18 protein-coding genes are annotated in these 13,725 nt (G+C 54.1%); 10 read left to right on the forward strand and 8 right to left on the reverse strand.

All coding sequences use genetic code 11. The features are described from left to right. Positions 1 to 20: 20 nt before the first annotated feature. The 5 genes from BWM17_RS00245 to BWM17_RS00265 are packed head-to-tail and all read right to left on the reverse strand — an operon-like array spanning position 21 to position 4,516. Entirely contained in the window at positions 21 to 2,090 is a 2,070-nt protein-coding gene (locus tag BWM17_RS00245; RefSeq protein ID WP_309491867.1) for an NADH-quinone oxidoreductase subunit L, read from the reverse strand. A 4-nt stretch (positions 2,091 to 2,094) separates the two neighbouring features. Then, the gene (locus tag BWM17_RS00250; RefSeq protein WP_309491868.1) at positions 2,095 to 3,642 is read right to left on the reverse strand and encodes a complex I subunit 5 family protein; all 1,548 of its coding nucleotides are present in this window, start codon (positions 3,640 to 3,642) and stop codon (positions 2,095 to 2,097) included. A gap of 3 nt (positions 3,643 to 3,645) precedes the next feature. Further along, the gene (locus BWM17_RS00255; RefSeq protein WP_309491869.1) at positions 3,646 to 3,966 is read right to left on the reverse strand and encodes an NADH-quinone oxidoreductase subunit K; all 321 of its coding nucleotides are present in this window, start codon (positions 3,964 to 3,966) and stop codon (positions 3,646 to 3,648) included. A gap of 3 nt (positions 3,967 to 3,969) precedes the next feature. Next, the gene (locus tag BWM17_RS00260; protein WP_309491870.1) at positions 3,970 to 4,269 is read right to left on the reverse strand and encodes a hypothetical protein; all 300 of its coding nucleotides are present in this window, start codon (positions 4,267 to 4,269) and stop codon (positions 3,970 to 3,972) included. 4 nt (positions 4,270 to 4,273) lie between these two features. After that, positions 4,274 to 4,516 (reverse strand): NADH-quinone oxidoreductase subunit J, encoded by a 243-nt coding sequence (locus BWM17_RS00265; protein WP_309491871.1) that lies wholly within the window; start codon positions 4,514 to 4,516, stop codon positions 4,274 to 4,276. Between the two features lie 200 nt (positions 4,517 to 4,716). Here BWM17_RS00265 and BWM17_RS00270 point away from each other — a divergent pair, with 200 nt between their 5' ends. The 7 genes from BWM17_RS00270 to BWM17_RS00300 all read left to right on the forward strand — a co-directional run bounded on the left by BWM17_RS00270 (position 4,717) and on the right by BWM17_RS00300 (position 9,162). After that, on the forward strand, positions 4,717 to 5,079 hold the full coding sequence (locus BWM17_RS00270) for an NADH-quinone oxidoreductase subunit A (RefSeq protein WP_309491872.1): 363 nt from the start codon (positions 4,717 to 4,719) through the stop codon (positions 5,077 to 5,079). Then, positions 5,076 to 5,546, forward strand: a complete 471-nt coding sequence (locus tag BWM17_RS00275; protein WP_309491873.1) for an NADH-quinone oxidoreductase subunit NuoB — start codon at positions 5,076 to 5,078, stop codon at positions 5,544 to 5,546. Before BWM17_RS00270 ends, BWM17_RS00275 begins: the two co-directional genes overlap by 4 nt. Then, positions 5,543 to 6,022, forward strand: a complete 480-nt coding sequence (locus BWM17_RS00280) for an NADH-quinone oxidoreductase subunit C (RefSeq protein WP_309491874.1) — start codon at positions 5,543 to 5,545, stop codon at positions 6,020 to 6,022. The genes BWM17_RS00275 and BWM17_RS00280 overlap by 4 nt, the downstream gene beginning before the upstream one ends. 10 nt (positions 6,023 to 6,032) lie before the next feature. Continuing rightward, positions 6,033 to 7,112, forward strand: a complete 1,080-nt coding sequence (locus tag BWM17_RS00285; RefSeq protein ID WP_309491875.1) for an NADH-quinone oxidoreductase subunit D — start codon at positions 6,033 to 6,035, stop codon at positions 7,110 to 7,112. A gap of 9 nt (positions 7,113 to 7,121) precedes the next feature. After that, entirely contained in the window at positions 7,122 to 8,204 is a 1,083-nt protein-coding gene (nuoH, locus tag BWM17_RS00290; RefSeq protein ID WP_309492368.1) for an NADH-quinone oxidoreductase subunit NuoH, read from the forward strand. A gap of 26 nt (positions 8,205 to 8,230) precedes the next feature. Beyond that, positions 8,231 to 8,677, forward strand: coding sequence for an NADH-quinone oxidoreductase subunit I (locus BWM17_RS00295; RefSeq protein WP_309491876.1), 447 nt, complete (start codon positions 8,231 to 8,233; stop codon positions 8,675 to 8,677). A 149-nt stretch (positions 8,678 to 8,826) separates the two neighbouring features. Further along, the gene (locus BWM17_RS00300; RefSeq protein ID WP_309491877.1) at positions 8,827 to 9,162 is read left to right on the forward strand and encodes an arcadin 1; all 336 of its coding nucleotides are present in this window, start codon (positions 8,827 to 8,829) and stop codon (positions 9,160 to 9,162) included. Between the two features lie 13 nt (positions 9,163 to 9,175). On the opposite strand, the gene BWM17_RS00305 is transcribed toward BWM17_RS00300, so the two are convergent. After that, complete coding sequence (locus BWM17_RS00305; RefSeq protein WP_309491878.1) at positions 9,176 to 9,643, reverse strand: SAM-dependent methyltransferase; 468 nt, start codon at positions 9,641 to 9,643, stop codon at positions 9,176 to 9,178. Between the two features lie 124 nt (positions 9,644 to 9,767). On the opposite strand from BWM17_RS00305, the gene BWM17_RS00310 reads away from it, so the two are divergent. Beyond that, positions 9,768 to 10,067, forward strand: coding sequence for a hypothetical protein (locus BWM17_RS00310; RefSeq protein ID WP_309491879.1), 300 nt, complete (start codon positions 9,768 to 9,770; stop codon positions 10,065 to 10,067). Positions 10,068 to 10,073: 6 nt separating this feature from the next. Beyond that, entirely contained in the window at positions 10,074 to 10,844 is a 771-nt protein-coding gene (locus BWM17_RS00315) for a PAC2 family protein (protein ID WP_309491880.1), read from the forward strand. A 7-nt stretch (positions 10,845 to 10,851) separates the two neighbouring features. Here BWM17_RS00315 and BWM17_RS00320 read toward each other — a convergent pair whose 3' ends face one another. Further along, complete coding sequence (locus BWM17_RS00320; protein WP_309491881.1) at positions 10,852 to 12,168, reverse strand: nodulation protein NfeD; 1,317 nt, start codon at positions 12,166 to 12,168, stop codon at positions 10,852 to 10,854. Between the two features lie 6 nt (positions 12,169 to 12,174). Continuing rightward, positions 12,175 to 12,975, reverse strand: a complete 801-nt coding sequence (locus tag BWM17_RS00325) for a slipin family protein (RefSeq protein ID WP_309491882.1) — start codon at positions 12,973 to 12,975, stop codon at positions 12,175 to 12,177. Positions 12,976 to 13,080: 105 nt separating this feature from the next. On the opposite strand from BWM17_RS00325, the gene BWM17_RS00330 reads away from it, so the two are divergent. Further along, on the forward strand, positions 13,081 to 13,707 hold the full coding sequence (locus tag BWM17_RS00330; protein ID WP_309491884.1) for a DUF429 domain-containing protein: 627 nt from the start codon (positions 13,081 to 13,083) through the stop codon (positions 13,705 to 13,707). Positions 13,708 to 13,725: the final 18 nt, after the last annotated feature.

The following is a 13,725-nucleotide window of genomic DNA, read 5'->3' on the forward strand; positions in this document are numbered from 1 at the left end:
TTGGTGTCTATCGTTTCCCTTCACCCCATCACTGTTAAGGCCAAGAGGAGGAAGAACACCACGAAGCCGAGGATGATCCCCTCCACATTGTGGGTGAGAATTCCAGAGTGAGTTTTTCTGAAGCTGTTGGAGAAGCCGGCTGTGGCGTTGGCTAAAACGTAGTTGAACCGGTCGATGACCCCCAGCTCTATTTTCTTCAACGCCCACATGCACCCTCCGATCATCGGGTAGACGATAGCCTTGTAGAAGAAACGGTTAATGTACCACCTGTTCAACACAAACTGCCTCAACACCGCCAGCAAACCGTAGCGTTGAAGAAACACCGAAGGCTCCAGCTTCCGCTTTACATAGAGGAAGTAGGCGGGAAGAGCTCCGGCCAGAAGCATGGCCACTGATATGCCGGCGGTCACCCAAACAGCTAGCTCATGGGGGAACCCATGAACAGCCACAGCCTCCGAATGGCCTCCGCCTGCGGGGAGAAGCTCTCCCAGATATTCGTGGAAGACCCCTTCAAACCATCCTTTGACGAAGGGACCCATGACCCCGAAGGCTAGAGTGCCGATGACCAAGGCCAAGAAAGGAATCCACATGACCTTAGGCGCCTCGTGGACATGGTGGCCGTGGCGTTCTTGCTCCGCGAGGTGGGAGCTCTTAGGGCCGAAGAAGGTTAAACCCAGCATCCTAACGCTGTAGAAGCTGGTCACGGCCACGGTCACCGCTCCTAGGGCGAAGATCCAATACTGCCCCGCCAGCAGAGGGGCCTCCAGAACCATGTCCTTACTCCAGAAGCCGCTGAAGAGAAGGGGCACCCCCATGAGGGAAAAGGCGGCTAGGGACATGCACCAGAAGGTAATGGGCATGTACCGCCTGATGCCTCCCATGTGGGTCATAAACCGGGACTCGCAGGTGTGGATGACGGCCCCCGCGGTGAGAAAGAGGGCTGCCTTAAACATGGCATGACTCATGAGGTGGAAGACTCCGCCCACGTAGCCGACGAGAAACTCCGCAGTGGAGCCGGCTATGCCCAAGGCCAGCATCATGTAGCCCAGCTGGCTGACCGTGGAGTAGGCCAGCACCTTCTTTATCTCGCTGGAAACCATGCCTTGGCTGCCTGCCACAAAGGCGGTGATAGCTCCAACCCAGGCGATGACGTAGAAAAAGGTGATAAGCTCGTTAGCTGCTCCCCCATGCCACACAGCGGTGTAGAACATGGGGAAAACCCGCCCTACCAAGTAGACACCGGCATTGACCATGGTCGCGGCGTGGATGAGAGCGCTGACCGTGGTAGGCCCTGCCATGGCGTCGGGAAGCCACTCCATCAGGGGGAGCTGCGCTGACTTCCCAATAGGGCCTCCGAAGAGGAGGATGGCAGCGGGGATCAGGACGGCTAGGGGCACTCGTAGGATGGCGCCTCCCTGAAGCTCCACGAAGTTGAGGGTGCCGGCGAAGGCTAGGAGGAGGAAGGCTCCGAGGAGGAAGAAGAGGTCGCCCATTCTCGTCGTGATGAAGGCCTTCATGCCGCAGTGGGAGGGCGGGTAGGCTTCAGGGCCTTCCCCAACCCAGCATTTAAGCCAGTCCTCCTTGGAGTCGCGGTGCCAGAACCCTATGAGGGCGTAGCTGCACAGGCCGACGCCCTCCCAGCCGAAGAGAAGCTGGATGATGTTGTCGGACATCACCAGCAGAAGCATGCTGCCGATGAAGAAGTTCATGAAAAACCAGTAGCGAGTCAGGCTGGGGTCGCCGTGCATGTAGCCGAGGGAGTAAACCATGATGAGGAAGCCTATCACCGCGACCACGTTGGCCATGATGATGCTGAGGGGGTCGACGATGACCCCGGCCATCAGCCGGCTTAAAACCGGAGCGCCCTCCATGACCACCCAGAGAACCTGGTTGTGGAAGTACTTCCCTTCCCAAAGGTAGGGGATGAGGCTGAGGGTCATAACCATGGCGAGGAAAGAGAAAACAATCGCACCGTAGTCCCTGACTTTGGAGTGAACCTTGGCCAACAGAGGAGTTAACACAGCTCCCAGCATGGGGAAAATCCAGCTGAGCCAAGCCGGCCAAACGAAGATTTCGGTGATGTACTCCATACCTTCACCCTCCTATCAAAGCATGGGCGGCGCTGTCCGCCAGCTGAATTACAAGGTCAGGCCATATGCCCACCACCACGCAGGCAGCCGCCAGCAGCACGATGGGTAAAACCATGGTTCCCGGGGCTTCCCTAGCGCCCTCCGCCCTCGTCTTGGGCTTCCGAAACATCACCCTCTGCATGACCCAAAGGTAATAGGCTGCTGCGAAGACGCTGTTAACCACCACGGCGATGGTCACCCCCACCATGAAAGGGTCCTTGGCCATGTTGAAGCCTGCGAGGATGATGAACAGCTTACTCCAGAAGCCGCTGAGGGGAGGAACCCCCGCCAAAGTCAGAAGCCCAACGGAGAAAGACGCCCCAGTCCAAGGCATCTTTTTCCCTATCCCCTCCAACTCCGCTAGGTCCCTGGTCTTGGCTTCGTGGATGAAGCAACCGGAGCAGAGGAAGAGGAGGCCCTTTCCCACAGCGTGGTTGAACACGTGGAACAGCGCCCCCATGATGGCTAGGCCTGCCACCACCAAGGCGATTTCAGGGGCTGTGGAATAATAATGGGTGAGGGCGTAGGCTCCGATGCCGGCTCCGGTGAGGATGTAGCCGATGTTGACGATGCTGGAGTAGGCCAGCAGCCTCTTGATGTCCCTCTGCAGCAGAGCCATGATGTTGGCCACGGTCATGGTGAGGATGCCGAAGAGCATCAGCACCGTTCCGAAATCGAAGACCAAAGGTGTAAAGGCCACGAACAAAACTCTGTAGATGGCGTAAACACCTACCTTGATGACTACCCCCGACAGCATGGCGCTGATGGAAGCCGGAGCAGCTGGGTGAGCGTCTGGAAGCCATGTGTGGAAGGGAACCACCGAAGCCGTCACTCCGAAGCCGCAGACGATCATAGTGACCAAAAAGAACATGGTGAGAGTGGAAGGACCTGCTTCCTGAAGACCTTGGGCTAGGGCCTCGAAGTTGAGGGTGCCTGTTATGCCGTAGAGAAAGGACATGGCGTAGAGGAAGAGGAGGGAGCCGAAGGTGCTCATCACCAAGTATTTGAAGCTGGCTTCTATGGGCTCCCACCGGTGCTTCCGGAAGGCTACGAGGACGTAGGCGGAGAGGGACATAGTCTCCCAGAAGATGAAAAGGTTGAAGAAATCACCCGCGAAAGCCACTCCGATCATGCCAGCCACCATGGCCAAGAGCAAAGCGTAGTACTTGTCCAAGCCTGAATCCTTCTCCATGTATCGCAGAGAGTAAACAGCCACCATCAGACCCACCCCCACGTAGACGTAAGCCATGTACACGCTTAGAGAATCCACAAAGTAGGTGACCCCGAAAGGCGGCCCGTAGGCTTCTAGGTGGTAGACAGCGAAGCCTTCCTCTGAAGCCTTGACCAAAAGGTCCAGCTTAAAAACATAGTACAGGGTGGCGGCGAAGGCTCCTATGGAGAAAAGGTCCCTTGCCTTCTCAAACCCGACGGCTTTCCCCAACGCTGTAACAAGCGGCGTTAGAATAGCTGCGAAGAGAAGAGTCAACACAGGCATCAAGACGAGTAAAGACACAGCTTACCACCTCAGCCTCCTCAGTCTTCTGACATCCAAGGTTGCATAATGGCGGTGGGCGTTGATGACCAGCAGCAGGGCTAAGGTAGCTATGGCCGCCGCAATGACGATGGAGACGATGACCACGCTCTGGGCTAAAGCCTCCACGGCCAGGGTGGGAGAAAGCTCCGAGCCCAAAGCCACAAAGTTCAGGTGAACAGCTGAGGTTAGAATTTCCACTCCGATGACGATTTTGATCATGTTCCTTTTCACAGCGATGCAGTAGGCTCCGAGGATGAAAAGGATGGCAGCCGCGGCCAAGTACCAACTCGTTTCTAGGCTCATAGGCTATTCTTCCTCCTCTTCGGAGATTTCTTCCTCCACGCCCTCCACGAAGACCTCCTCCTCCGGACCTGCCTCTTCAGTTCTGAAGAGAGCAGCGGCTCCGACGATGGTGACAAAGACCGTCAGAAACAGGAAGAGGATGTCGAACTCCCGGTAGGTCCAAAGCCAAAGTTGCTCTGGGAGGGGAGAAGGAGGTAGGGTAGGATTGGGGATGATGAAGTAGGAGCCCATAAAACTGGCTATGATGACGGTGAAAGCAAGTAGAACGGCTAATCCCACTATCCTACCTGCAAGCGAGTTCATCTTTTCACAACTTCTTGACGGTGTGGAAGGTTACCAGCAACAGGACGACAACGGCTCCCACGTAGATGAGAACCTGCACAGCCGCCACGTAGGGCGCGCCCAAAAGGAAGAAAGCCACAGCCAAAAGGATGCTCATGAAAAAGAAGGAAGCAATGGCCTTGGGTATGTTTCGGAACTCAACAGCTAGAAAAGCGCAGCCGATTGTGAGGAGGATGACGGCCATTTCAAGAAGAGCCAGCGGTTCCAATCTTACACCACAAAGCCTTCGTTTGAAATGTTTTTTATCTAAAAGGAGATGAAGATATAAATTCTTCGCTCCCTTTTTCGGGAAAATGCAGGCGTATATACAGTTCAAAAGATGTTTACTTTCAAAATTAAAGGATAAACCATAAATGCGACATTAATGTACTATTTTCTCGAGAACAAACAAAGGAAAAGGGAAGAGCAGTGGCAGACCTTCTGGGCCTAGTGGTGTACATTGTCATCATGCTCCTGTTTCCCATAGGCCTAGTGCTGTCCGGAAAGATATTCGGCCCGTCCAATCCCAGTCCCACCAAGAACTTGGCCTTTGAATGTGGACAGGTTCCTCTTGGAGACCCTCGGATAACCTTCAACATTCGATACTATCCTTACGCCATGATCTACGCGGTCTTCGGGGCCATAGCTATCTTTCTCCTCCTCACCGCCCCTGCCATCATCAGGTTGGGAGGCGAGGTTTCAACTTTCATTTCCATCTCTCTCGCTGTGGTGATCCTCGCCTTGGTCAGCGCTGTGACTTCTCTCCGTTCGGCTAGGAGGAGGTTGAGGTGACCCTAAGCCCTGTGGCTAAGGCTAAGGAAACATACACCCTCCTGAAGGATAAAATCCTCAACTGGGGTCGAGCTTGGTCTCTGTGGTCTGTTCACCTTTGCACAGGCTGCTGCAGCCCTGAGCTGATGGCTGTTTCGTGTTCCCGGTTCGACGCGGAAAGGTTCGGCACTCTGCCCTTCCCTTCTTTAAGGCAGTGTGACCTTCTCTTCGTGTTGGGTGTGGTTAGCGAGAAAATGGCGAAAAGGGTTAAATTGATCTACGATCAAATGCCTGACCCGAAATATGTCATAGCCTTAGGGGACTGCGCCATCTCCGGAGGCTTGTGGTGGGACTCCTACTGCGTCGTTCAGGGGATCGATAAGGTGGTCCCTGTGGACGTCTATGTGCCGGGATGCCCCCCAAGGCCGGAAGCCTTCATCCAAGGCATTATGATGTTGCAGAAGAAGATCCAAGGGAAAGAAGTTTGAGCGAGGCTGCTGAAAAAGCTGAAGCCATGGTTACTGAGGATGTTAAATCTAAATTTGGTGATGCTGTTCTCCAAGCTGAAGTCCAGCGGAAAGGCAGAATAAGCATAAAAGTCAATAAAGACCGCCTAGCAGATGTCGCCAGATACCTGAAGGATAGCTACAACTTTGACCATCTGGCCTCTGTTTCCGGAACCGACTACCCTGACCGGAAGGAGTTCGAAGTCGTCTACCATGTCTGGTCCATTCCCCGGAAGATTCTGGCAGCCTTAAGAGTTTCCCTGCCCAGAGAAGACCCTCAACTGGACACGCTTATCCCTGTTTGGGAAGCTGCCAATCTTCATGAGAGGGAAACCCATGAAATGTTGGGGATAAACTTCGCCGGTCACCCCAACCTTTCCGGGCTATTGCTTCCGGAGGACTGGAAGCAGATGCCTCCCCTGAGAAAAGACTTCAAACTACCGTCCAAGCCGAGGTAGGTGTGGCTCTATGCCTGTCATGCGTGTGAAATTCGGTCCTCAGCACCCTATCAGCGGCCACCTTTGCCTTGCCCTTGACGTTGACGGGGATGTTGTGGTCAACATTGAGCCTGACATCGGTTACACGCATCGGGGATTGGAGAAGATAGCTGAAAACCGCAACTACGTTCAAGCGGTTCCCCCATTGGAGAGAGCTAACATCGTTGACTCGGTCCACATGGTTTTAGGCTATGTGGAGGCGGTGGAGGAGCTCATGGGGGTGGAGGTGCCGGAGAGGGCGAAGTTCATCCGGGTCATCATGGCTGAGATGAGCAGAATAGCCAGCCACCTCTACTGGCTTTGTTTGATGGCGGTGGCTGTGGGTTTGGAAACAATGCTCATGTGGCCCATTAACGACAGGGAACTGCTCCTAGACCTCTTCGAGATGTATACGGGGGCGAGGATAACTCACTCTTTCTTCATCCCCGGAGGGGTTCGGCGGGACCTTCCTCAAGGCTTTAAAGAGCAAACCTTCAGAGCGCTGAGCTATCTGGAGCAACGGCTGGGCGATTATGACCGAATGCTTTACCAAAGCTACACTTTCAAAATAAGGACCCAAGGAGTTGGGAAGCTTAAACCTCAAGAAGCCATAAAGCTGGGGTTGGTTGGCCCTTCTATCAGAGGGTCGGGGGTGAAGGTGGATGTGCGAAAAGATGAACCTTATGCTGCGTATGACCAGCTGGAGTTCACCGTGCCCACGGGGAAGGTGGGAGACTCCTACGACAGGTCTGTGGTGAGGCTTAGGGAAATGGAGCAGAGCATCTCCCTCATCCGCCAAGCGCTGGAGAGGCTTCCCAGCGGGCCCATTAAGGCTCCTGCCCCTTCCTCCGCTCCGAAAGGGGAAACTTATAGCAGAGTGGAGTCGGCTCGGGGGGAGTTGGGCTACTATCTGGTGGGGGACGGAACCACCCGGCCTTACCGTTTGAAGATAAGCAGTCCCTCTTTTAGAAACCTCCCTGCCATGGGTTATCTATCTAAAAATGTCCCCTTCGCGGACATACCCGTTATACTGTGGAGTCTAGACCTCTGGCCGTTGGACATGGATAGGTGAAAAAGCTTGGTGGGGTTGGAGTCTCTGACGTTGCAGCTGTGGCAGCTCTGGCAGAGCGGCTACCTGACGGAGCTCTTCATCAAAGTCATCATCTTCCCAGGCTTAGTCCACATATCCCTTGTCGTGCTACTGGCTGTGTGGTTTGAGAGAAAAGTAAACGCGAGAATCCATCTTCGAGTAGGACCCTACCATGTAGGCCCGGTGATGGGCTTTTTCCAGCCTATCGCCGACTTCGTTAAACTGATAGGAAAGGAGCTCATCGTCCCTGAGAAAGCTCATAAGCTCCTTTACAAGACGGCGCCCATCTCCGCTCTAGCTCTTTCCACGTTGAGCTTCGCTTTCATTCCCTTCGGGGTCATCGGCTCGGAGATGAGTTTACCGTTCATTCCCTTCCACCTAAGCCCCGGAGAATACTGGGTTGTCTACTACTCGAACATCAGCCTCCTCATCGTCATCCTGCTCTTCAGCGTGCGCCCTTTCATCATCATAGCAGCCGGCTGGGCATGCCGGAGTAAATACTGCACCGTAGGCGCCCTTCGTACAGCTTTTCAGCTTCTCGCCTATGAAGTTCCCCTTCTAGTGGCCATCGTCGGCGTCGTCATGGTGGCCGGGTCCTTCGACCTTGTGGCCATAATAGAAAGCCAGTCCTCCATTTGGCATGGAGTCTTTCAGCCTCTCGGCCTCGCTGTCTTCTTCGTCGCCATGATGGCGGAAGTGTCCCGGAGACCCTTCGACCTACCCCACGCTGAACAGGAATTGGTCTACGGCTGGGCTACGGAGTATCCCGGCGTCCTCTACGGATGCTTCATGATGGCGGAATACGTTGACCTGTATCTGGGGGCGGTGCTGATGACAGCTCTTTTCTTGGGAGGATGGCTAGGCCCAGCTTTCCTGCCGCCCATCGCGTGGTTTCTGCTGAAGGCTGGGATCATCGTCTGCATCGTCACCCTCCTCCGAGGAGTGTTCCCCCGGGTGAGAATAGACCAGCTTCTGGACGCAGGTTGGACGTATCTGATACCTCTGGCTCTTATCCAGGTGCTGATCATCCTAGGCCTCGCTCATGTGGCACCAGGCCTGCTGGGTTTGGCGTAAAATGGAAAAAGTAAGGTGAAAAGAAAATGTCTTCCATCGTAAAGCCGTTGAAAGTTGTGCTGGAACATTTCCCAAAAAGAACCTTTACGGTCTTTCATCCCTATGAAGCTCTAAAGCTACCGGAAAGGTCTCGTGGCGGCATCCAGCTGGACATGGAAAAGTGCACTGGCTGCGGTGTATGCGCCTACATCTGCCCTAATGTAGCCATAGAACTGGTCACCAGAGGAGAGAAGAGATACCCCAAACTGGATTATGGAAGATGCTGCTTCTGCGCTCTTTGTGTGGACTACTGCCCTAGGAAGGCGCTGAAAACCACACCGGTACATGAGCTGGCGGAGTTCAGCAGAGCGGAGCTGGAATATCCCCCTGAACGCCTCGCTCAACCTCCGCAGATAACCAAACCTAAGCCCGCCCCTCGCCGAAAAATTGTTTCCATAAAAAAGATCGACCAAAGGGGAGTTTCACACCACTAAGCTGGGAAAACGCCCGCGGATACTCGGCTGCACCTTCTCGAGTTAAAGTTGATTTTTCCGTGAAAACTTAAACTATAATAACCTCTCTTTCTCTATGTCGGTAGAAAGGGAAGTTTCAGGTTGAATGCCTAAAGGAGAAGATTTTTCCCATGGGCAGTATTTCCATCATCTGCAAGGTTAACGCCATCCATCCCTCCGCTGCACCTTTCGGAGGGGAGTTCGTCTGCGTGGAGTTCGCGGTGGAGGCTCAGAAGCCTCCCAGCTTCATTCAGATACCTAAGGATATTCCCCAGGAGGTTTCAGCCGTCATGCCCATTCTCACCCAACTGCCGAAGATGCTTCCTCAAGTTAAGCCCTACAACAACAGGCTGGTTCTCTACCTGACTCCTCAAGAATGGGAAAAATTACCCAGAAAATATCAGTATGGGGATGAGGTGGAGATCAAAATTAACCCCGACGGCTCTATTCATGTCTCCCTCATATAAGCAGAAGGGGCTGTTAAGGCTTTTTTACGACATAAAAATATATGGTGTGCTGACCTAAGGTTTCTACCTTTTCAGGCTTCCACCCTACTATTTCGTAGTCGTGGGAGACAACCCTAACCCCGTTTCCCAGCTCCTTCTCCAGTTTAGGTCTGAGGCGCTCGTTGGCGGAAGTTGTCAGAAAGAGGGTCACCACGTCGGCGTCGACTATGGGTGTCTGGTAGAGGTCTCCACGGATCACCGTAATCCGGTCCTCTAAACCGGCTTTCTTTATTTCCTCCATGGAGTTTTTGGCTAGGTCCTCTCTAGCCTCCACTCCGACGGCTTTTTTGGCTTTAAATTCCTGAACGGCTGTTATCAGTATTCTTCCATCCCCAGAGCCTAGGTCGTAGACGACTTCCCCCTCCCGAACTTGAGCTATCTCCAACATTTTCCTGACAACTTCGGGTGGGGAGGAAATAAAGGGAACGTAGGCCAATTCCAAGGGGCCTCCTGTTTTATTATTGATGATAAACCAGACAGGCCTCCGATATTAAGGTTTCTTGTATCCAGAACAACTCCCATCCCTGAGAGGAATAGATATAAGTAACGGAAGCCTTTCTCGTGGTATGGCTGAAAAATTCGGTCAAGTTGTTGTACCTTACTATTGCAAGTTAGCTCTTCTGCTCTGCCAGCAGGCAAGGGAGCTCCTCTACAGCGGCTTAGACCTCCAAAGTGCCTCTAAGCTGTGCAGCTTCATTTCCACCCTTTGCGTGAAAAACGGATGTTCTATTTGTAAGGAAGAGTCTCAGCTCTGCTCCAAAGTGTCGGAAACATGCGTATTGGAAGGCGGCGAAAGGGAAGCTAAAAACCTCTGCGATGTGGCCAGAAGACTATGCCCGAAAGGTTTCAGCATCCATGGGAGTTGAGGACCTATGCCGGCTTGGACTAGAATCTACCTTGTGGAAGACTTGAAGTTGAAGTCCCCCATTCTAGTCCAAGGGCTGCCGGGGCTAGGCCTTGTGGGGAAGCTGGCGGTGAACTACCTCATAGATGAATTGAAGCCTAAACTTTTCGCGGAGCTTTACTCCAGCTATCTGAATCTCCCTGATGGAAGCACAGGCATCCAGATCAAGGAGGACGGAACCTACTACATGCCGAAGATCGAACTCTACGTCCATCGACATCCTAAACATGACATCATCCTGATAACCGGAGACTCTCAGCCTACCCTCCACGGCCAATACGAGGTGGTAGACCACATCCTAGAGCTCGCTCAAAAACAAGGCTGCGAGCGGGTCATAGCGCTAGGCGGCTTTCAGACCCCGGTGGAAAAAGAGATAGGGAAAGTTTACGGGGTTTTCAACGATGCGAAGCTGGGGGAAGACCTGAAAAATCTAGGTGTTCAGATAACCAGAAGCGGCGCCATCACAGGTGCCTGCGGCGTGATCCTGGGGCTGAGCGACCGGAGGAGCATACCTTCCATAGCTCTGCTGGGAGCTACGAGAGGCGACTACCCGGACATGCAGGCGGCTAGGGGAGTTTTAAACGTCCTGTTGAAGATCCTTGACATTTCGATCAGCTTCGAACGGATGGATAAGGAAATCGAGGACATAAAAGTTAAACTGGAAGAGTTGAGGAGGATTCAGGCGGAAACCTATCCTCAGCTTAAAAAAGAACTGGGTAAGCGGCCCTTCTACGTGTAGCCGCTGCCTAGCCTTCCCTCGTTTTTTTTGGCTTAACCACCAGCAGAGGGCCTTCTTTACCGATTATTTCGACTTTCTCCCCAGGCTTGATGGGGACGGCTGACTTAGCCTTCCAGTATTCGCCCTTATACCGGATGAAGCCGACCTTTTCCGGGGTAACTTCCTCCAAGGCCTCTCCTTCCTCCCCTACTATGATTCCCATCGCCGGCTTCATTCTCCTAGCCTTAAGCACCTTGTAGGCGGCGAAGATGAAGAAGACGCCTATGGCTAAGGGAGCGGAGATGAGGGCGGCGTAGAGAAGGTTAAGCCACTCCGGTGAAACAGACCACTGGCTGGGGAAAAGAAGGACAGCCCCCAGTAGCATGCAGGCGAAACCGGAGCCGCCTACGATTCCAAACCCGGGGGTGAAAAGTTCAGCCAGCAGAAGTGCTGCTCCTAAGACCATGAGGATGAGGGCGCCCACGTTTATGCCTGTGATGCCTAGGCCTATCAGGCCGAGGACCAGAAGCACCGCGCCTATAACTTCGCCTCCCGCCCCTGGAGAGGTTAGACCGAAGATGAGAGCGTACATGCCCACGGTGAAGAAAATGAAAGCCAGCATGGGCTCGGAGAGAATTTTGAACACCAGCAACCCTGGGCTGGGGGTCCATCTCACCAATTCAGCGCCGCGGCTTCGGAGGACATACTCGCCTTTAACTGTCTCCACGGAGAAGCCGTCGATTTCAGCCAGCAGGTCTTCCAGCGCAGGGGCTACCACTTCGACGACGCCCATTTCCATCGCCTCTTCGGCGCCTAGGTTGAGGTTTTCGGTGACGAAAAGCCGTGCTGCTGTTTCGTTTCTTCCGTGAGCTCTAGCCCTTTCAGCCATGTAGGCTTCTAGGGCGTTGAGCACCTTGGTGTCATTGATAGGCTGGGAGCCTCCGAAGGGAGAGAAGGCCACAGGCTGGGCTGAGCCTATGATGGTATGGGGCGCCATGGCGGCTATGTGGGTGGAAAGCAGAATGTAGGTCCCCGCCGACCAGGCGGTGGCCCCCGGAGGGTAGACGTAGCCTATGATCGGAACCTCAGCCCGCTCGATGGCTGCGATGATCTTCTGGGTGGCGTCCAGGTTTCCGCCCGGCGTGTCGAGGGTGAGGACCACCGGCTGGTTTCGGGCCTCCGCGTAGGCTAAGGCCTCATTGACCAGTTCAACAGACATGGTGGTGATGGTGCCTTCCAGTCTGACTACGAGGACCTCCGGCTGCTGGGCTGCGGCTGGGGAGAGTAAAGGAGCCGATAGAGTAACGGCTACTAGGACGAGAAGGAGGAAAGAGAACCGATGCACAGAGGTTTACTCACCCGAAGTGGACCTAGTCTTCTTTTCGGCTTTCATGAGCCCTAGCATGGTGGCAAGGTCGGCGCCTCCTCCAATGGCCGCAGGTGTGACGACGACCAAGTTTCGCTCTCGGGCTATGTCGGTGAGGGTTTGAAGCTCTCTCAACCTCATGGCCATAGGTGTCATCTGGTACATTTTAGCCGCGTCTGTCATGCGAGTTGCCGCTTGGTATTCACCCTCAGCAATAATGATCCGGGAGCGCCTTTCTCTCTCCGCTTCCGCCTGCTTGGCTATCGCCCTCTGCATGTCTTCGGGGAGGGAAACGTCTTTGATGGCCACGTTGGACACTTTTATGCCCCAAGGATCCGTGGCTGTGTCGATGATTTCCGTCAGCCGTTTGGAGAGTTCTTCCCTCTTGGTCAACAGCTCATCCAAGTCCACTTGGCCTAGGACATCCCTCAGGGTGGTTTGGGAGAGAAGGTTGGTAGCGAAGATGAAGTTTTCCACGGCCACCACAGCCTTTTGAGGGTCGACTACGCGGTAGTAGACGGCGGCGTCCACGTCCACGGAGACATTGTCCCTAGTGATCACCCGCTGTTTGGGGACGTCGAAGGTCACCACCCTCAAGTCCACCACTCTGAAGACGTCGATGAGGGGGATCCGGAAGAAGATGCCGGGGCCTTTGGCACCTAGAAGTCTTCCAAGCCTGAAGATCACAGCCCGCTGGTATTCCTTCACTATTTTGAGGGAGGAAGCCAGAATTATCAGCACGATGATTATCAGGAAGAAGGCAGGGGCAAAGTTAGCGGCAGCCATTTATATCACCTATACATCTTTCCAAGGTACTCACATCTTCCTAAAATTTAAACCTACCTAATTGGGGATCCCTAGGTTAAACTTCGCAGCGAAAAGGGGAACATCTTGACAGCCTCCAGCCGACCGGTAGTGGGCATCGACCTTGCGGGAGTGGAAACCAGACCCACAGGCTTCTGCACCTTAGACCAAAACCTCAGAGCGAAAACCCTCCTCCTCTGGAAGGATGAAGAAATAGTCAGCCATGTTGCAAAGTTGAAACCCCGCCTCGTCGCCGTGGACGCTCCCCTAGGGCTGCCCAAGGGGAGATGCTGCCTCAGGGACGACTGCCCCTGCCGCTCCGCAGGCCATCTGAGAGAATGCGACCGGGAGCTTCTTCGAATGGGATTGAAGCTTTTCCCTCCCACCTTGGGGGCCATGAGGAAGCTGACTCTCCGAGCTGTGGCCCTCAGAAAAATCCTTGAGCGGGGACGCTTTCAGGTGGTGGAGGCTTTTCCCCACGCCGCCAAAGCCCTCTTGGGGTTTCCTGAAAAAAGGGAGGGAGCTGAAAAGTTGAGGGAGGCCCTCAAAAAATTCGGCGTGAAGGGGGAGCTTCGTAGGAAGCGAAACATAACCATCCACGAGCTGGACGCTGTGGTTTCAGCCTTGGTTGGAAGACTCTGGCTGGAGGGTGAGGCTCAAGCCGTAGGAAAACCGGAAGAAGGCTTGATAATAATTCCGAAGAAGCCCCAGTAGGCTGCGGCCAAAGAGCCG

This window comes from Candidatus Hecatella orcuttiae, assembly GCF_002009985.1.
GTDB lineage: Archaea > Thermoproteota > Bathyarchaeia > Hecatellales > Hecatellaceae > Hecatella > Hecatella orcuttiae.